Here is a 16888-nt window from a genome sequence, read left to right as displayed (position 1 = left end):
GGTCGTTGAGGTTGCTGATGTTCAGCGTCAGGGTCGCGGTGCTGGTGTCGCCGTCAGCGTCCTTGATCGTGTAGGTGAAGTGCTCCACGCCATTGCCGCCACCGCCCAGGTTCTTGAAGCCCGGGGCGTCGGGGTTGAGCGTGTAGGTGTAGGAACCGTCTGTGGCCAGGACCAGTGTGCCGTAGGTGCCCGTGTAAGTGCCGGCGATCACCGGGCCGCCAGCCACGCGGTCGGCGCCCTGAATATCGTTGGTCAGCACATTGCCGGTCAGCTCGACATGCTGTTCGGTTGCCGTCACAGCGTTGCCATCGTCGAAAGCCTGCGGCGCATCATCGTGAATGATGACATCCAGCGAGCCCTGGGCGACATCACCGTTGCTGTCACTGACCAGGACCGGCAAGTGCTCGGTCAGCGACTTGGCCCCATCGTCCTCGATATGTTGCCCGGTTGCAGTCAGCGTGTAGCTGTAACTCACCACGCCAGTGCTCGGGTTGTAGCCGGTAATCGTCAGGATGTTGCCCAGCCCGGTGGTGATCGACTGGCCAACGCCGGTCACCACGCCGCCGGTCACCACGTTGATGCCACCGACATTGAGGTTGAACACGCCATCCTGAGCCACCACGGTAAAGCTACCGTGCTGGGTCAAGGCCGCCGCATCACTGGCAGAGCCCAGCGGCAGATTCGCCTCGTTCAGGCTCAGCTCACCCGGGGCGATATTCAGGCCCAGCAACGTGACGGGATGATTTTCGTCTACCGTCGGGATGGACGGCTCCGCAGGTCCCGTGCCGCCATCACCACCACCCACTGGTCGACCGTTGAGCGAACTGCCATTGCTGGTGTCGAGGCCGCCCACTTCGCGGTTGGCAAGCTCGGGAAAGCCATTGAAGCCGGCGGTCGGGAAGCCCATCACTGGATCGACACGGGCGCCAACTTCACTGAGCATGACGAAACTGTGGCCACCTCCCAGCGCCCCGGAAGCGCTAGCACTGCCTGACCCGGCGGCGGTCGCCTCAGCGCTCTGGGTCGGGTCGTCGCCAGCGGCAATCGCCTGCTGGATGCGCTCCACATCACTCAATTGCGCGTCACTCGGCGCTACCTCGTGGGCCGGCGCAGGGTGTGCCTGATTGGCGAGCAGGTCCGGCGTCATCGCCAGGCTGCTGTCGCGGCCCAGGGTCAACTCGGCACCGTTCTGCAGGTGCACCGCCACGGCCCCCACAGCACCGGTCTCCAGTTGCTCGCCAGCAAACAGGCGATCGCCTTCGATCAGGGGGCGCCGACTACCATCGCTGGCGACTGCGAAAACCTGGCCAATTACCTTGCTGACCACACCGACTAACTGAGCCATGAGCGAACACCTCCCCTTACTGATCGGCTACATCAGCCAATGACATTGCGCAGGCAGGTGTGGGCATGGAGTCCGAAAAATCTCAACGGTGAGAATCGTTCTCTCAGGCACTACTTTGGCGATAGTAATAATGTAAGTTGGCCATCAACTAATGCCAATTTTTTGTCGCCAAATCTGCATTCACCTATCCGTTCCGCGTCCTTAGCTGTAAAAAATCTGGAACTTGCTGAAGTGCTTGTAAGTCACGCCTTGCAACGGTTCGCGAAATCACTTGGATGAAACAATGTCCTGCTTTGCATAGACCGCATAAGTTTTTTTTCGCATAGGGGTTATGAAAAAATCTTCTTAGCTCGCGCGTTAAATGTTCTTAGCTCTGTTGTTACAAACATGAAACGGTTTGAACTATAAATTTCGTCATTTTATTGGCGAAAAGCAGGAATTTTTTGTGACCAGGGAGAAGTAGCCCCATGCGCGTTCTAACCCCCCTCGCCAGCGCAATGCTGGTGGCCATGGCATGCACGAACGTCGAGGCGATGTCCCTCAACGAAGCCATCCAGAGTGCCGTGGATTACCACCCGCAGATCAGCTCGAATCGCAACAGCAAGCTTTCGGCCGATGAGGATGTCAAATTCGCCCGTGGTGGCTACTACCCAACTGTGGATCTGGTGGCAGGGTATGGGCGCCAGCGCTCGGACAACCTCAATACCCGCGGCTTCAACCCTGACGGCACGCCCAACCACAACAAGGAAACCCTGAACTACACACAGTCGGAACTGCGCCTGCGGCAGATGATCTTCGACGGCTTCAACACCGCCAATGAAGTGGGCCGCACCGAGGCGGTGGCGACCTCTCGCGCCTACTACACCCAGGGCGTCGCCCAGGATGTCGCCCTGCGCACCGTCGAGGTGTACCTGGAGGTGCTCAAGCGTCGAGAGCTGGTGGACCTGGCCAAGAACAACCTGCAGGCACACTTGCGTGTCAACGACCAGATCGGCCTGCGCAGCGAGCGCGGTGTTGGCAGCACCGCCGACCTCGACCAGTCCCGCGCCCGCCGCGCCCTCGCGGAAAACAACCTGGATACCGCCGAAGTCGACCTCGCCGATGCTGAAGCCAACTTCTACAGCGTGGTCGGCCGCGTGCCTGACGAGCTGGAAGGCCCACGGTCGATCAAGGTGGAAATACCCGGCACGCTCGACCAGGCACGCGAAGGCATGCGCCAGAACAACCCTTATCTCAAGTCGGCCCAGGCCGACGTCAATGCCGCCGAACAGCAGTACGAAGTGGCCAAGTCGCCGTTCTACCCGCGTCTGGACGCGGTGCTGGCCACTGGCGCCAACAACAACATCGCCGGCGAGCCGGGCCACGCCAACAACGACTGGCAGGCCGGCGTCGAGCTCAGTTACAACCTGTTCCGTGGCGGCAGTGACAAGGCCCGGCTGCAATCCGATGCGCACAAGATCAACCAGGCCCTGGACATCCGCAACAATGCGCTGCGCGAGCTGACCGAAAACCTCAGCCTGTCCTGGAACGCCATGAACAACGCCCGCAAGCAGACCCCCACCGCACGTGAGTACGCCGAAACCACCCAGCGCGTGCGCGCGGCCTATCAGGACCAGTTCGGCCTGGGTCAGCGCACCCTGCTCGACGTGCTCGACAGCGAAAACGAACTGTACAACGCCAACCGCCGCTACACCGAAGTGCGTTACACCGAAGAGTTTTCGATGTACCGGGTACTGGCGACCATGGGTGAACTGCTGAGCAAGCAACGCATTTCACTCCCACCAGAGGCTATCGCCAATAACGAGGTCCGGAACGAAGCCAGATTGCCCGACATGCGCTAAGCGTCGCTCGCACTGGCACGGATCGCCTGCACAGCAAACCATCCACACTGGCAGGAGTAGGCCATCGTGACCAGTATGCAAAGCGCGCAACCGCGCCCGGATGTCGATGACCCACTGCTCGACGGCCTGCTGATCCTGTGCCGGCTGCACGGCCGCCCGGCCAGCCGCGCCAGCCTGTGCAGCGGGCTGCCCCTGGCCCAGCAGCGGCTGGGCGCCGACCTGCTGCCGCGGGCTGCAGCGCGTGCCGGCCTGCAAGCGCGGGTGCTGGAACGAGGCCTGAATGACATCTCGGCGCTCAACCTGCCCGTGCTGCTGTTGCTCGACAATGGCCGCAGCGCGGTGTTGCAACGCTGGGGCGATGATGGCCGTGCGCTGATCCTGCCCTGCGAAGCCGAAGGCGGCGAGCAATGGGTCGAGCGTGAAGCGCTGCAGCAAGCCTATAGCGGCCACGCCCTGTTCGCCCGCCCACGGCACACCCTGGAGGACGTGCGCTCACCGCTGCTACCGCGGGTCAACGCCTGGTTCCGCGACACCCTGCGCCATTCCCGCTGGCTGTATGGCGACGCCCTGCTGGCCAGCCTGCTGATCAACCTGCTCGGCCTGATGGTGCCGCTGTTCGTCATGCAGACCTACGACCGCGTGGTACCCAACCAGGCGCTGTCGACCTTGTGGGTGCTGGTCGCCGGCCTGTTCCTCGGTACCGCCTTCGAGCTGGTGCTGCGCATGGTCCGCGCCCACCTGCTGGACCAGGCCGGCAAGAAGACCGACCTGATCCTCTCCGCCACCCTGTTCGAGCGCATCACCGGCATGGCCATGAAGGCCAAGCCCGCCACCATCGGTGGTTTCGCCCAGAGCATCCATGACTTCCAGGGCCTGCGTGAATTTCTCACCGCGGTCACCCTGACCAGCATCATCGACCTGCCCTTCGTGGCCCTGATGCTGCTGGTGATCGGCCTGCTCGGTGGCTGGCTGGTACTGATCCCGCTGATCGCCTTCCCGCTGGCAGTGGGTTTTGCCCTGATCATCCAGGCCCGCCTGCGCGATACCGTGCAGAAAAGCCTGAGCCTCGGCGCGGTGCGCCAGGCCCTGCTGATCGAAACCCTGAGCGGTCTGGAAACCCTCAAGACCTGCGGCGCCGAAAGCGAACGCCAGTACCAGTGGGAGCACACCAACGCCGCCATCGCCCGCCTCGACGCCCACGCCCGCAACCTGTCGTCGCTGGCCAGCAACGGCACGCTGTTCATCCAGCAGTTCTGCGGCATGGCGACCATCGTTGCCGGGGTGTACAGCATCATCGCCGGCAACCTCAGCGTCGGGGCCCTGGTCGCCAGCTACATGCTCGGCAGCCGTGTGCTCGCGCCGCTCGGCCAGATCGCCGGGCTGATCACCCGCTACCAACAGGCGCAGCTGACCATGCGCAGCACCGATGCCTTGATGGCCTTGCCGCAGGAACGTCAGCTCGACCAGCAGGCCCTGGAGCACACCACGCTCAAGGGTGGCCTGGCGCTGAGCCACATCACCTTCCGCTACCCGGGGCAAGTCAGCCCGGCACTGCACGATGTGAACCTGGCCATCACCCCCGGCGAGCGCATCGGCATCATCGGCCGCAGCGGCTCAGGCAAGAGCACCCTCGGGCGCCTGCTGATGGGCTTCCATCATCCCGACGAAGGCCAGGTGCTGCTGGACAACCTCGACCTGCGCCAGCTGGACATCGCCGACCTGCGCAGCCAGATCGGCTACGTGGCCCACGACCTGCCACTGCTGGCCGGCAGCCTGCGTGACAACCTGACCCTGGGTGCGCGCCACATCAGCGATGCGCGCATGCTCGAAGTGGCCGAACTGACCGGCGTCAGCGAGCTGGCCCGACAACACCCGAACGGCTTCGACCGCCCGGTGGGCGAGCGCGGCCAGTTGCTCTCCGGCGGCCAGCGCCAGTCTGTGCTGCTGGCCCGTGCGCTGCTGCTGGAGCCGCCGATTTTGATCCTCGACGAACCCACCAGCCACATGGACAACAGCAGCGAAGAGCAACTGCGCCAGCGCCTGCTGAGCTGGGTGCCAGGCAAGACCGTGCTGCTGGTCACCCACCGCACCTCGATGCTCAGCCTGGTCGACCGGCTGGTGGTGCTGGACAACGGCAAGATCGTCGCCGACGGGCCGAAGGATGCGGTGGTCGACGCCCTGCGCAAGGGCCGTATCGGCTCGGCCCTTTGACTCAACATACTCAACCCTGTGGGAGCGGGCTTGCCCGCGAAGCAGACACCGCGGTGTGTGGCACCGGCTTTGCCGGTGTTCGCGGGCACGCCCGCTCCCACAGGGGCCGCGCCTTGCCATTGAGACAAGTGAGGTAGGCCATGTCCTTGAGCCACAACATCCGCAGCAGCCATGGCGCCGACAAACGGGCCGAACGCGACTACATGCCGGAACTGGCCGGCGCTACCCTGCAGGACTCGCCTCGCCTGTCGCGCCTGACGGTGTGGCTGGCCGCCGCGCTGTTGCTGGTGGCACTGGTCTGGGCCAGCCTGGCGGTGCTCGACGAAGTGACGGTCGGCGAAGGCAAGGCGATCCCGTCGAGCAAGGTCCAGGTGGTGCAGAACCTCGAAGGCGGTATCGTCACCGAGATCTTCGTGCGCGAAGGCCAGATGGTCGAGAAAGGCGCCACCCTGCTACGTCTGGACGACACCCGGTTCAAGTCCAACAAAGGCGAAAGCGAGGCTGACCGTTATGCACTGACAGCCCAGGTCGAGCGCCTGTCGGCAGAAGCCGAAGGCCGCCCGTTCGTGCTCTCGGACGAAGTGCGCAGCAAGGCGCCCCAGGTCGCCGAAGACGAGACGGCCCTGTACAGCTCGCGCCAACGGCGCCTGGCCAGTGAAAAACAGACCCTCAACGAACAGCTGCGGCAGAAGAACCAGGAGCTGGCCGAGTTCCGCTCCAAGGTCGATCAGTACCGCTCGGCCGTGGCGCTGTTGCAGCAGGAAACAGACATGTCGGCGCCGCTGGTCAGCAAAGGCGCCATTTCCCCGGTGGAGATCCTGCGCCTCAAGCAACGCACCGTGGAAGCCCGCGGCCAACTGAATGCCACCAGCCTGGCCATCCCCCGCGCCGAGGCGGCGATCGCCGAGATCAAGAGCAAGATCGAGGAGTCCGATGCCAGCTTCCGCTCGGACGCGGCCAAGGAGCTGAATGACAAGCGCACCGAGCTGTCCAAGATCACCGCCACCAGCATCGCCATCGACGACCGGGTCAACCGCACTACCGTGGTGTCGCCAGTGCGCGGCATCGTCAAACTGCTGAAGGTCAACACCATCGGCGGCGTGGTGCAGCCGGGCAGCGACCTGGTGGAGATCGTGCCGATCGAGGACAACCTGCTGATCGAGGCCAAGGTGCGTCCGCAGGACGTGGCCTTCCTGCACCCGGGGCAACCGGCGATGGTCAAGTTCAGTGCCTATGACTACACCATCTACGGCGGGCTCAAGGCCAAGCTGGAACTGATCAGCGCAGACACCGTCACCGACGACAAAGGCAATGCGTTCTACCTGATCCAGGTAAGGACCGAGAAGAACCACCTGGGCGGGGACAACAAGCCGTTGCTGATCATCCCTGGGATGGTGGCCACGGTGGATATCATCACCGGGCAGAAGAGTGTGCTGGATTATCTGCTCAAGCCGGTGCTCAAGGCCCGGACCGAGGCGCTGCGGGAAAGGTGATTGGTTTGGATTGCGTGAGGGCGGGTAGGTGGATCCCTTGGCAATTTCACTGGCGCTGAAGATGCCAAGGCATGCACTTAGATGCCCTCACTCGCCCCCCTCTCACCGCAAAGACGTTCAATCCGGACCAAAGTCTTCCTGCAACTGGCTCAACTTCCCACAATGTTCACTGGCCAATCGACTGATTATGCGGATTGCCTGATGAATCCCCGCAGTGTTACGAAAGCTCAGCTGAGGGTTGTGCTCACATTCCAGTACCTCATCATGCTGAACGAGCGCCTCGCCAAGCAGTTCGAGTGTCCAGGCATAGCTTCGGATGTTGAGCAAAAGCTCCTGATCAGTCATCGAGTCCCCTCCTCGCTGCGCAGGCGGAACAAAATCGACTACAGACCGGACAGAAACGGTGATGGACTAGCGCTGGCAATTTACGCCGGCGGTGAACGAATGCGAGGATCCTGGCAGGGCTCAAGGTAAGCATGCATGAAACTCCAAGTTAGGTTGGAGCTACCACGTATTGTCGCCAAACAATTGGGTGGCAGCTGTACGCAGGTTGGCGAACCGGGAACTTGGAACCCGGCAGACCCGAAGGTCTCCCACGCACAGCCGCCATGGCACGAGGCTGCGGGCGCAAAAAAAGCGCCTGCAATCGTGTGGGGCGCTGTTGCGCCAAGTTATCCGGGTCGCCAAACCCGATCGCGGAGTTTGCCGCGACAGAGGGAATTTATCTCTCCAAAGACACCACCGCAAGGGGTGAAACCACTAGTACCGAGCATCAAACCTGTAGGAAATTCCTTCTTTTATGCTGATCAGCACTGCGCTGCCTTGCTGGAGACCTAGCATTTTTACCAGTAGAGCCAAATCGTAAGGAGTTGCATGCTGACGCCTCCAATTACCTGAAGGAGTAGGTCATATGCGTTTTTTTGCGATTGTAGGTATTGCAAGCGTTCTGGCTGTAGGTAACGCACTGGCGGCCACCTGCCCGGAGCCATCCAGCATCAGCCAAAAAGCTGATACACAAGACCAGATGGACGGGATCGCTTACAGCGCCACGAATGCGGATGGTCAATGGTCGGGTTTCACACCCGATGCAGAAGAGTCCAATCTCAACAAGTTCAAGCTGCAAAACCAGAAAGAAACTGAAACCTCGATCATCTGCCGATATGAGAGTGACAGTGAAGGCATCAGCCTGGCATTGAAAAAATGATGCGCTGAGGCCGTCAGAAATAGACACGACCGTCCTTGTCATCGGATCTCAAATATCATGACCGGGGCGGCGTGCCGCTTGATCAACCATGGTTCCGCTCGAACACATCAGCCCCCATCGCCTTGATCTGCCCTTCGATCAACGCCTCGAACGGCCGTAGCAACCGATCGAAACCTTCGGGCTGCTCCAGCACATTCAACGCTTGCACCACCGCCTCTATGGTCGACACCGCTCCCGGCTCCGGCGCCTTGCGCAGGCGGTAGCGTGAAGGCGCCACTTGCGCCAGTGTCACCCTGGGCAGCGCCTCAAGCAGTGGGTTCAGGTACAGCAGCTTGCGTGCCTTGCGCCAGGTGCCGTCGGGGACGATCAACATGTACGGCTTGTCGTCCGTTTCGCCATAGGCTGTCAGCGCTTGCGCCTGCTCACCGGGGAACAGCAGCACGGGGCGATAGCCTGGGGTCGCCAACAATTCGGCAAGATCAGCGAAGACTTCGCCGACCCGCAGTTCGGCATTGACCAGGCCCAGGGCAGCGAGGCGGGCAGTGTTCAGCGCATGGGCGGTTTCACTGGGGTGCTGCAGCAGGACCACGCGGGTGCGGCTGTCGAGGCTGGGAATCAGCGGGCAAAGGCAATGGTCGAGCGGGCGCTGGCAGCGTTCGCAGCGGGGTCTGGGCATGGGGGTCTCCGTTGGCGGAGGGATTTTGCCACAGGCTGAAATTTTGGGCCCGCTTTGCGGGCCATTCGCGGGTCAAGCCCGCTCCTACAGGAATTGCACATTATCCAAGCCATGTGAGGTGCCTGTAGGAGCGGGCTTGCCCCGCGAATGGGCCTGCAAGCGTGAATCTATCGGTTGAACCGCTCCGCCAGGCTATGCAGGTATTCGGCCATCCGCTCCAGGTCCTGGCTGATCTCGGCCCCTTGCTTGGCCTGCCCTGCGCTCTGGTCGCACAGCTGGGCAATGCGCACGATCTGCTGGTTGATGTCCTCGGCCACATGGCTCTGCTGCTCCGAGGCCGTGGCCATCTGCTGGCTCATGCCGGTAATGCGGCTGACCGCTTGGGCGATCCCGGCCAGCGCGGCCTGCACCGCCTCGACGCTGTGCACGCTGTCCCGCGAAATCTGCTCGCCGCGGCTGGCGGTGCTCACCGCCCGCTCGGCGCCGGCACGCAGCGAGGCGATGATCTGGTGGATCTCGTCGGTGGAAGAGCGTGTACGCTGAGCCAGCGAGCGCACTTCGTCGGCGACCACGGCAAAGCCCCTGCCCTGCTCGCCGGCCCGTGCCGCCTCGATCGCGGCGTTGAGCGCCAGCAGGTTGGTCTGCTCGGCAATCGAGGTGATCACGTCGACCACACTGCCGATCGATTGGGTCTGTTCGGCCAGGGCATTCACCGCCTGGCCGATGTCGCTGACCGCCTCGCTCATGCTGCCCATGGCCTTCAGGCTCTGCTGCGCCAGCTCGCTGCCGTGCTGGGCCAGCTGGTCGGCATCACCTGCGGCATGGGCGGTGCTTTGTACGTTGTGGGTGACCTCCTGGATGGTCGCGGCCATCTGCGCGATGGCTGTGGCCGACTGATCGGTCTCGCTGCGCTGGCGGTCGAGCATCTGTGCCTGGGCATCGGACAGGTCGGCCGATTGCGCCGCGCGCGACTTCACCCCGACGCCGGCATCCACCAGGCGGGTCAGTGCGGTCTGCAGGCGCGCCTCTTCGCTGATAATGGCCAGGTCCAGCTGACCCTGCAGGCCGGGGTTGTCACTGTAGGTCAGGGCCACCAGGGGGCTGGTGAACGCCTTCGGGTGTTCCGCGAGCGTGCGGCGGATTGCCTGGTCTTGCTGATGCTCGATCAGGTACCAGGCCACCAGCAAGCTGGCCATCAACAGGCCCAGTGCCGCGTAGGGTGGCAGCCACAGGTAACCGGCAGCCGACAGCAGACCCGCGCCGATCAATGGCCAGCTGTGGCCCAGGCCACGAGCGAGCCGGGCCGCCCACGGCACGGCTGACTTGCCTGCGCGCAGCCGCGCGTAAAGGGCTTCGGCACGGCGGATCTGCTCGCGGGTCGGCACCGAACGCACCGACTCGTAGCCGCTGACGCGGCCATTTTCGTAGATCGCCGTGACATAGGCGCTGACCCAGTAGTAATCGCCGTTCTCGGCGCGGTTCTTGACCACGCCCATCCAGGGCTTGCCTTGCTTGATGGTCTCCCACATATGCCCGAAAACCGCCGGCGGCATGTCGGGATGACGCACCAGGTTGTGCGGCTGGCCGACCAGTTCGTCATAGGTGAAGCCGCTGATCGCCACGAAGGCATCGTTGCAGTAGGTGATGCGGCTGTTGAGGTCCGTGGTGGAAATCAGGCGCTGATCGCTGGAAAAGGTTCTTTCATGTTCAGTGACGGGCAAGTTCATGCGCATCTGGGGCGATCCCTGCTTGTAGTGATGAAGAACATCAAAGCAAGTAGAGGTTTAGCAGAACGCCATCACCCCGGCGCTCAGGTTTTTGCAGGAAATGGCGGACTTCCGACGGGCTGCATTCATCAGCCCACGTAGAGCTGGCTCTTGAGCAGGTCGCGGAAAGTCTGAAGCAGCGGTTCGCGGCTGCGCCCGCGGCGGATGATCAGCGAGAATGGCGCCTGATAGCCGAAAGTGGCCGGCGATAGCACCCGCAGGTCGCCCTTGTCGGCCCACGCCTGGGCATAGTGTTCGGGCAAGTAGCCAATGTAGGCGCCGGAAAGGATCAGGATCAGCTGCGCCTCCATACTCTCGACCGTCGCCGCGCTGTGCTTGAAACCATGCCGGGCCAGCTCGGCCTGGCTCCAGTAGCCGCGCCCGACCATGCGCTGCTGGGTCACCACCTGTTCAGGGATGCGCCGTTCGGCGAACAGCGGGTGGCGACTGCTGCAGTACAGCCAGTGCTGCTCACGATACAGTGGTTGATAGAGCAGGCCGCTCATGCGCGAGGAGAACGCGCCGATGGCAAGGTCCAGGCGGTTGTCCTGCACACCCAGCTGCAGTTCGTAAGGGCTGGACACCGACAGATGCAGGTGTACGGCCGGGTGCTCCTGGCTGTAGGCGCCGATCACTTCGGCCAGTGGCAGCGCGCGATCGCCTACGGTGGAGTCGATCACACCGAGGTTGAGGGTGCCGCGCAATTCACCCTTGAGCGCTGCGGCGTACTGCTCGAAACCGTCCAGCTCGGCCAGCAGGCGCAGCGTCTCCTGGTGGAACAGCTCGCCCTTGCTGGTCAGGCTGAAGCCACCGCGGCCGCGATGGCACAAGACGATACCCAAGGCGCCCTCGAGCTGGCTCATGTAGGTACTGATGGCCGAAGTCGACAGGTTGAGCTCGCGCTGGGCATTGGCGAACCCCTGGTGGCGCACCACGCTGACAAAGATGCGCAGCAGTTTCAGGTCGGGCAAGGTCGAGGCCATGGTGCAACGGGTCCGCAGGGGTATTTGCGCGCAGTCTAACCGCTCCTGCGGCCTTTAGTTCAGAAATTCCTGAAGTAAGTATTTGCCGGTAGCGATTTTTCCCACGCACTACCTTGCGCAGACTTGGCCGAAATGTCCCTGCCCGCCAGCGATCCAGACTTGAAAGGCGTGCGGCGGCACAGGTTCGAACAAACAGAACAATCGACCGACTGATGAGGCCCACCGTGGACAAAGTTCTCCACCAACCACTGGGCGGCAACGAAATGCCGCGTTTCGGCGGCATCGCCACCATGCTCCGTCTCCCCCACCTGCAAAGTGCCCAAGGCCTGGACGCCGCGTTCATCGGCGTACCGCTGGACATCGGCACCTCGCTGCGCTCCGGCACCCGTTTCGGCCCGCGCCAGATCCGCGCCGAATCGGTGATGATCCGCCCGTACAACATGGCCACCGGCGCCGCCCCGTTCGACTCGCTGTCGGTGGCCGACATCGGTGACGTGGCGATCAACACCTTCAACCTGCTCGACGCCGTGCGCATCATCGAAGAAGCCTACGACGAGATCGTCGAGCACAATGTCATCCCGATGACCCTGGGTGGCGACCACACCATCACCCTGCCGATCCTGCGTGCCCTGCACAAGAAGCACGGCAAGATCGGCCTGGTGCACATCGATGCCCACGCCGACGTCAACGACCACATGTTCGGCGAGAAGATCGCCCACGGCACCACCTTCCGCCGCGCCGTGGAAGAAGGCCTGCTCGATTGCGACCGCGTGGTGCAGATCGGCCTGCGCGCCCAGGGCTACACCGCCGACGACTTCAACTGGAGCCGCCGCCAGGGCTTCCGCGTGGTCCAGGCCGAAGAGTGCTGGCACAAGTCGCTGGAACCGCTGATGGCCGAAGTGCGCGAAAAAGTCGGCGGTGGCCCGGTGTACCTGTCGTTCGACATCGACGGCATCGACCCGGCTTGGGCCCCAGGCACCGGCACCCCGGAAATTGGCGGCTTGACCACCATCCAGGCGATGGAGATCATTCGCGGCTGCCACGGCCTGGACCTGATCGGCTGTGACCTGGTTGAAGTCTCCCCGCCTTACGACACCACCGGCAACACCTCGCTGCTCGGCGCCAACCTGTTGTTCGAGATGCTCTGCGTGCTGCCGGGCGTCGTGCGTCGCTGATACCGCTACACCCCGGCAGGAGCCATGAGGGAGGGCCATAGAGGCCCGCCAACACAAGACAAGACCGCCGGGCGCCGTGAACACGCCTGCGCGGTCGATCTCGCCATAATAAAGATAATCGGGAGACCCCCAATGGCCTTGGACATCATTGTTGTAATGATCTATACCGTCGGCATGCTAGGGCTGGGCTGGTATGGCATGCGGCGCGCGAAAACCCAGGAAGACTACCTGGTGGCCGGGCGCAACCTCGGCCCGACCCTGTACATGGGCACCATGGCCACCACCGTGCTCGGCGGCGCCTCCACCGTCGGCACCGTACGCCTGGGCTACGTCCACGGCATCTCCGGTTTCTGGCTCTGTGCCGCCCTGGGCCTGGGCATCATCGCCCTCAACCTGTTCCTCGCCAAACCGTTGTTGCGCCTGAAGATCTTCACCGTCACCCAGGTGCTGGAGCGCCGTTACAACCCGATGGCCCGCCAGGCCAGCGCGGCCATCATGCTGGCCTATGCGCTGATGATCGGCGTGACCTCGACCCTGGCCATGGCCACCGTCCTGCAAGTGCTGCTCGACCTGCCGTTCTGGGCGTCGCTGCTGCTCGGCGGCGGTGTGGTGGTGGTGTATTCGACCATCGGCGGCATGTGGTCGCTGACCCTCACCGACATCGTCCAGTTCGTCATCAAGACCGTTGGCCTGATGTTCATCCTGCTGCCGGTGTGCCTGTACAAGGCCGGTGGCTGGGACACCCTGGTAGCCAAGCTGCCGGCGGCCAGCTTCAGCTGGACCACCATCGGCTGGGACACCATCATCACCTACTTCCTGATCTACTTCTTCGGCATCCTGATCGGCCAGGACATCTGGCAGCGGGTGTTCACCGCCCGTGACGAGAAGGTCTGCCAGCGCGCCGGCACCACCGCAGGTGTGTACTGCGTGCTGTACGGCCTGGCGTGCGCCCTGATCGGCATGTCGGCCCATGTCCTGATGCCGGACCTGGCCAACCCGAACAATGCCTTTGCCGAGATGATCAAAGGCCAGCTGCCGGAAGGCATTCGTGGCTTGCTGATGGCGGCAGCCCTGGCGGCGATGATGTCGACTGCCAGTGCCGGCCTGCTGGCGGCCTCGACCACCCTGACCGAAGACCTGCTGCCCAAGCTGCGTGGCGGCAAGCAGTCGAGCCTGGGCGTCAGCCGCCTGTTCACCCTGCTCACCGGCCTGGTGGTGCTGGGCATCGCCCTGGCGGTGAACGATGTGATCAGTGCCCTGACCCTGGCCTACAACCTGCTGGTTGGCGGCATGCTGATCCCGCTGATCGGTGCGATCTTCTGGAAACGCGCCACCACCGCAGGCGCCATCGCCAGCATGTCGCTGGGCTTTGCCACTGCACTGTTCTTCATGTTCAAGGACGGGCTGGATGCCAACACGCCGATCTACTACAGCCTGGCGGTTGGCCTGGTGAGCTTCGTGCTGGTGAGCGTGCTGTCGCGCAAGCCGGTGGGTGAAGTGAAGCTGGCCTGATCGGTCAGCCTGTACCGGCCTCTTCGCGGCGGTTCGGCGCCCCGATAAACCCGCTCCCACAGTGTCAGCACATCGTTGAGCCTTGTGCGATTCCTGTGGGAGCGGGTTCACCCGCGAAAGGGCCGGCCCAGGCAATGCAAATACAGCAGAAACAAAAAGGCCGCAGCATCTGACAGATGCTGCGGCCTTTTGCATTTCAGCGACGACGCGGCTGGCGCTTGCGCTGCTCTTCATCAGTCGGGATCGGCACCGGCTGCAAGGGTGGTGGAATCAGCCCCAAAGCGACGGCCAGGTCGTGGAGCCAGTTGAACATTTGGTTTTTCATAATGCCCCCTTGACGGGTCAGCCTCACGGCAATTCAATCCTGCGATGTTTCATACAGATCATAGTCCGATGTCCTGTACTACGCATGCTCTTGTTCCTACAGATATGGGCTAGTTTGACGCGGATCAAGCGGAAACGGCGTATTCCGACGACTGGTTAATCGTTTCGCTTTGTTGCACGTCGATCCAGGCCTGCAAATTCGCCCCGCGCATGCCCTGGCGCCACATCAACCAGGTTTCCGCGTGATCGAATGGCGGTTGCAAGCGATGAGCGTGCACCCGGTCGCGCCCGGGCAGGCTATCGAGCATCGATTGCGCCATCAAGGCCACCCCCGCACCGGCAATCACGCAGGCCAGCATGCTCTGGTAAGACTCGATTTCCATCACCCGCCCCATCGGCGTGTGGTCATGGGCATACCAGGCCTCCAGACGCATCCGGTAGGAACAGCCCTGGCGGAAGGTGAACACGGCCTTGCCCGCCACGTCCCTGGCACTGCGCACCGGCGGGTGCTCCGGGCTGGTGATCAAGACCAGCACTTCATCGCACAGCGGCACACCATCCAGCCCGGCCAGGCTTGGCGGGCCGTCCACCAGTGCCGCATCCAGGCGATGACTGAGCAGGCCTTCGAGCAGGTCGCCGCTGGGTGCTGCCTGCACCTGCAGGTTCACGGCCGGGTATTGCTGGTGATAGCGCGCCAGCAGCGCCGGCAAGTGGATCGCGGCAGTGCTGTACATGGTGCCCAGCGCGAAATCGCCGGCCGGCTGGCCGCCCTGCACCGCCGCCACGGCTTCGTCACGCAGGGCCGAAAGGCGGCTGGCGTAATCCAGCAGCACCTTGCCGGCGGGTGACAGCTGCAGGCGCTGGCGCTCGCGCAGGAACAGCTCCACCCCCATTTGCTCCTCGAGCTGGCGCAGGCGCGTCGACAGGTTCGACGGCACCCGGTGCAGGCGCTCGGCAGCGCGGGTGACCGAACCTTCCTCGGCGACGGCCTGGAAGATGCGCAGTTGGCTGAACTCCATGACATTCTCCAAAACAGAACAACTTGATCATCATTATTCAATTTTATTGAAAGTCAACTCGCCCTAACCTGCCATCCATCGCATTGATTCGCGCAGGAGAGTCCTCATGTCGCCGTTCATACAACTGCTGGCCAGCGCCGTGGCCCTGATGATGGCCATGGGCATCGGCCGCTTCGCCCTCACCCCACAACTGCCGCAACTGATCGCCGAAGGCCAGTTCGACCTGACCGCCGCCGGGCTGGTGGCGGCAGCCAACTACCTGGGTTACTTCCTTGGCGCCGTGGACGCCATGTACGCCCGTCGGCCTAACCAGGTGAAACTGCGCCTGCACGGTGGCCTGTGGTTGTGCGTGCTGCTGACCTTGGCCTCCTGGGCTGCGGACGGCTTCTGGAGCCATTTGCTGCTGCGCTTCGGGACCGGCGTGGCCAGTGCCTGGGTACTGGTGATGATCACCAGCCTCAGCCAGCAAGTGGCCAATGCCCACAACCGCCAGCGCCTGGGGGCGATGGTGTTCGCCGGGCCTGGGCTGGGTATTGCGCTGACGGGTTTGCTGGCATTGGCTGCGCATCTGCTGGGGCTGGGTTCGGCGGCGCTCTGGCTGGTCTATGCCGTTGCGGCCTTGGTCATGCTGCTGGCCGTGCGCCCCTGGCTGCCTCGCGCCCTGCAACCTGCCGTGGTGCCCGCCGCCTCGCAGCAGGGCCCGACCCGCAGCGTCGGCATTGGCCGCCTGGGCCTGGTTTATGCCTTGTACGGCGTGGGCTACATCCTGCCGGCCACTTTCCTGTCGCAGATGGCCAACCAGCAGTTTCGCGGCAACTGGATGGCCGACCTGTTCTGGCCGGCGTTCGGCCTGGCGGCGGCGCTCGGCGTGGTGCTGGTGAGCCTGCGTCGGGCAGGCCGTACTTCGGCCTGGCTGACGGTCACCCTGTGGTTGCAAGGCTTGGGGGTACTGGCCTGCCTGATGGGCGGTGGTGTTGGACTGGCACTGGGTGTGGTGCTGTGCGGCGGGCCATTCCTGGCTTGCATGCAGCTGGTGATGCAGCGCTCGCGGGAACTGGCGCCCCATGCCACACAGCGTAATGCTGGGCTGCTGACTGCGTGCTTTGCACTGGGGCAACTGAGTGGGCCGTTGCTGGCAGCGTTGAGCAACCATTACAGCGGGAGTTTACAGGCGGCGCTGGTGCTGGCTGCAGCGGGACTTGGAGTAGCAGGCGTACTGGTCATGACCCGCATACGAAGCCGTCAGGGTTGCCAGGCAGTCACCCGTACAGCCTGAAATTTCTAGGTTTTCAGCACCGGCCCTTTCGCGGGTAAACCCGCTCCCACAGGATCACCACAG

14 protein-coding genes are annotated in these 16888 nt (G+C 63.3%); 7 read left to right on the top strand and 7 right to left on the bottom strand.

Going from position 1 to position 16888, the window contains the following annotated elements; translation table 11 throughout:
• On the bottom strand, nucleotides 1–1345 hold a 1345-nt coding region (locus tag J7573_RS25045; RefSeq protein ID WP_294341122.1), incomplete at its 3' end, for a retention module-containing protein.
• Nucleotides 1346–1812: 467 nt separating this feature from the next.
• On the opposite strand from J7573_RS25045, the gene J7573_RS25040 reads away from it, so the two are divergent.
• The 3 genes from J7573_RS25040 to J7573_RS25030 all read left to right on the top strand — a co-directional run bounded on the left by J7573_RS25040 (nucleotide 1813) and on the right by J7573_RS25030 (nucleotide 6890).
• Complete coding sequence (locus tag J7573_RS25040; RefSeq protein WP_294341120.1) at nucleotides 1813–3186, top strand: TolC family outer membrane protein; 1374 nt, start codon at nucleotides 1813–1815, stop codon at nucleotides 3184–3186.
• A gap of 75 nt (nucleotides 3187–3261) precedes the next feature.
• On the top strand, nucleotides 3262–5397 hold the full coding sequence (locus J7573_RS25035; protein ID WP_294341125.1) for a type I secretion system permease/ATPase: 2136 nt from the start codon (nucleotides 3262–3264) through the stop codon (nucleotides 5395–5397).
• Nucleotides 5398–5537: 140 nt separating this feature from the next.
• On the top strand, nucleotides 5538–6890 hold the full coding sequence (locus J7573_RS25030) for an HlyD family type I secretion periplasmic adaptor subunit (RefSeq protein ID WP_294341118.1): 1353 nt from the start codon (nucleotides 5538–5540) through the stop codon (nucleotides 6888–6890).
• 117 nt (nucleotides 6891–7007) lie between these two features.
• Here the strand turns inward: J7573_RS25030 and J7573_RS25025 are convergent, their stop codons facing one another.
• Nucleotides 7008–7235: a hypothetical protein gene (locus J7573_RS25025; RefSeq protein WP_110636896.1), complete on the bottom strand. Its 228-nt coding sequence runs from the start codon at nucleotides 7233–7235 to the stop codon at nucleotides 7008–7010.
• A 565-nt stretch (nucleotides 7236–7800) separates the two neighbouring features.
• Between J7573_RS25025 and J7573_RS25020 the strand changes: the two genes are divergently transcribed.
• Nucleotides 7801–8094 carry a DUF3757 domain-containing protein gene (locus J7573_RS25020; RefSeq protein WP_294341116.1) on the top strand — a complete coding sequence of 98 codons (294 nt, stop codon included), beginning with the start codon at nucleotides 7801–7803 and terminating at the stop codon, nucleotides 8092–8094.
• Nucleotides 8095–8176: 82 nt separating this feature from the next.
• On the opposite strand, the gene J7573_RS25015 is transcribed toward J7573_RS25020, so the two are convergent.
• The 3 genes from J7573_RS25015 to J7573_RS25005 form a co-directional block, all read right to left on the bottom strand.
• The gene (locus J7573_RS25015) at nucleotides 8177–8770 is read right to left on the bottom strand and encodes a DTW domain-containing protein (protein ID WP_294341114.1); all 594 of its coding nucleotides are present in this window, start codon (nucleotides 8768–8770) and stop codon (nucleotides 8177–8179) included.
• Nucleotides 8771–8937: 167 nt separating this feature from the next.
• On the bottom strand, nucleotides 8938–10503 hold the full coding sequence (locus tag J7573_RS25010; protein ID WP_294341112.1) for a PAS domain-containing methyl-accepting chemotaxis protein: 1566 nt from the start codon (nucleotides 10501–10503) through the stop codon (nucleotides 8938–8940).
• 122 nt (nucleotides 10504–10625) lie between these two features.
• Nucleotides 10626–11519 carry a LysR family transcriptional regulator gene (locus J7573_RS25005; RefSeq protein ID WP_294341111.1) on the bottom strand — a complete coding sequence of 298 codons (894 nt, stop codon included), beginning with the start codon at nucleotides 11517–11519 and terminating at the stop codon, nucleotides 10626–10628.
• A 224-nt stretch (nucleotides 11520–11743) separates the two neighbouring features.
• Between J7573_RS25005 and speB the strand changes: the two genes are divergently transcribed.
• On the top strand, nucleotides 11744–12694 hold the full coding sequence (speB, locus tag J7573_RS25000; RefSeq protein ID WP_008090804.1) for an agmatinase: 951 nt from the start codon (nucleotides 11744–11746) through the stop codon (nucleotides 12692–12694).
• Nucleotides 12695–12826: 132 nt separating this feature from the next.
• Nucleotides 12827–14206, top strand: coding sequence for a sodium:solute symporter (locus J7573_RS24995; protein WP_294341105.1), 1380 nt, complete (start codon nucleotides 12827–12829; stop codon nucleotides 14204–14206).
• A gap of 196 nt (nucleotides 14207–14402) precedes the next feature.
• On the opposite strand, the gene J7573_RS24990 is transcribed toward J7573_RS24995, so the two are convergent.
• Together J7573_RS24990 and J7573_RS24985 are read right to left on the bottom strand one after the other, a co-directional pair.
• Nucleotides 14403–14531: a PA1414 family protein gene (locus J7573_RS24990; RefSeq protein ID WP_256215799.1), complete on the bottom strand. Its 129-nt coding sequence runs from the start codon at nucleotides 14529–14531 to the stop codon at nucleotides 14403–14405.
• 124 nt (nucleotides 14532–14655) lie between these two features.
• Nucleotides 14656–15549 (bottom strand): LysR family transcriptional regulator, encoded by an 894-nt coding sequence (locus J7573_RS24985; protein ID WP_294341099.1) that lies wholly within the window; start codon nucleotides 15547–15549, stop codon nucleotides 14656–14658.
• 106 nt (nucleotides 15550–15655) lie between these two features.
• Between J7573_RS24985 and J7573_RS24980 the strand changes: the two genes are divergently transcribed.
• The gene (locus J7573_RS24980) at nucleotides 15656–16825 is read left to right on the top strand and encodes an MFS transporter (RefSeq protein WP_294341097.1); all 1170 of its coding nucleotides are present in this window, start codon (nucleotides 15656–15658) and stop codon (nucleotides 16823–16825) included.
• The last annotated feature ends 63 nt before the right edge of the window (nucleotides 16826–16888 follow it).

Origin of the sequence: Pseudomonas sp., assembly GCF_017744435.1 — a bacterium.
Lineage (GTDB): Bacteria > Pseudomonadota > Gammaproteobacteria > Pseudomonadales > Pseudomonadaceae > Aquipseudomonas.
Note: the sequence above shows the minus strand (reverse complement) of the source record. Positions and strands in the feature narration are given on the sequence as shown.

Excerpts from the sequence above, each read along its gene's own strand:
- J7573_RS25040 (WP_294341120.1), top strand. The coding sequence starts at position 1,813 with ATGCGCGTTCTAACCCCCCTCGCCAGCGCAATGCTGGTGGCCATGGCA.
- J7573_RS25035 (WP_294341125.1), top strand. The coding sequence starts at position 3,262 with ATGCAAAGCGCGCAACCGCGCCCGGATGTCGATGACCCACTGCTCGAC.
- J7573_RS25030 (WP_294341118.1), top strand. The coding sequence starts at position 5,538 with ATGTCCTTGAGCCACAACATCCGCAGCAGCCATGGCGCCGACAAACGG.
- J7573_RS25025 (WP_110636896.1), bottom strand. The coding sequence starts at position 7,235 with ATGACTGATCAGGAGCTTTTGCTCAACATCCGAAGCTATGCCTGGACA.
- J7573_RS25020 (WP_294341116.1), top strand. The coding sequence starts at position 7,801 with ATGCGTTTTTTTGCGATTGTAGGTATTGCAAGCGTTCTGGCTGTAGGT.
- J7573_RS25015 (WP_294341114.1), bottom strand. The coding sequence starts at position 8,770 with ATGCCCAGACCCCGCTGCGAACGCTGCCAGCGCCCGCTCGACCATTGC.
- J7573_RS25010 (WP_294341112.1), bottom strand. The coding sequence starts at position 10,503 with ATGCGCATGAACTTGCCCGTCACTGAACATGAAAGAACCTTTTCCAGC.
- J7573_RS25005 (WP_294341111.1), bottom strand. The coding sequence starts at position 11,519 with ATGGCCTCGACCTTGCCCGACCTGAAACTGCTGCGCATCTTTGTCAGC.
- J7573_RS24995 (WP_294341105.1), top strand. The coding sequence starts at position 12,827 with ATGGCCTTGGACATCATTGTTGTAATGATCTATACCGTCGGCATGCTA.
- J7573_RS24990 (WP_256215799.1), bottom strand. The coding sequence starts at position 14,531 with ATGAAAAACCAAATGTTCAACTGGCTCCACGACCTGGCCGTCGCTTTG.
- J7573_RS24985 (WP_294341099.1), bottom strand. The coding sequence starts at position 15,549 with ATGGAGTTCAGCCAACTGCGCATCTTCCAGGCCGTCGCCGAGGAAGGT.
- J7573_RS24980 (WP_294341097.1), top strand. The coding sequence starts at position 15,656 with ATGTCGCCGTTCATACAACTGCTGGCCAGCGCCGTGGCCCTGATGATG.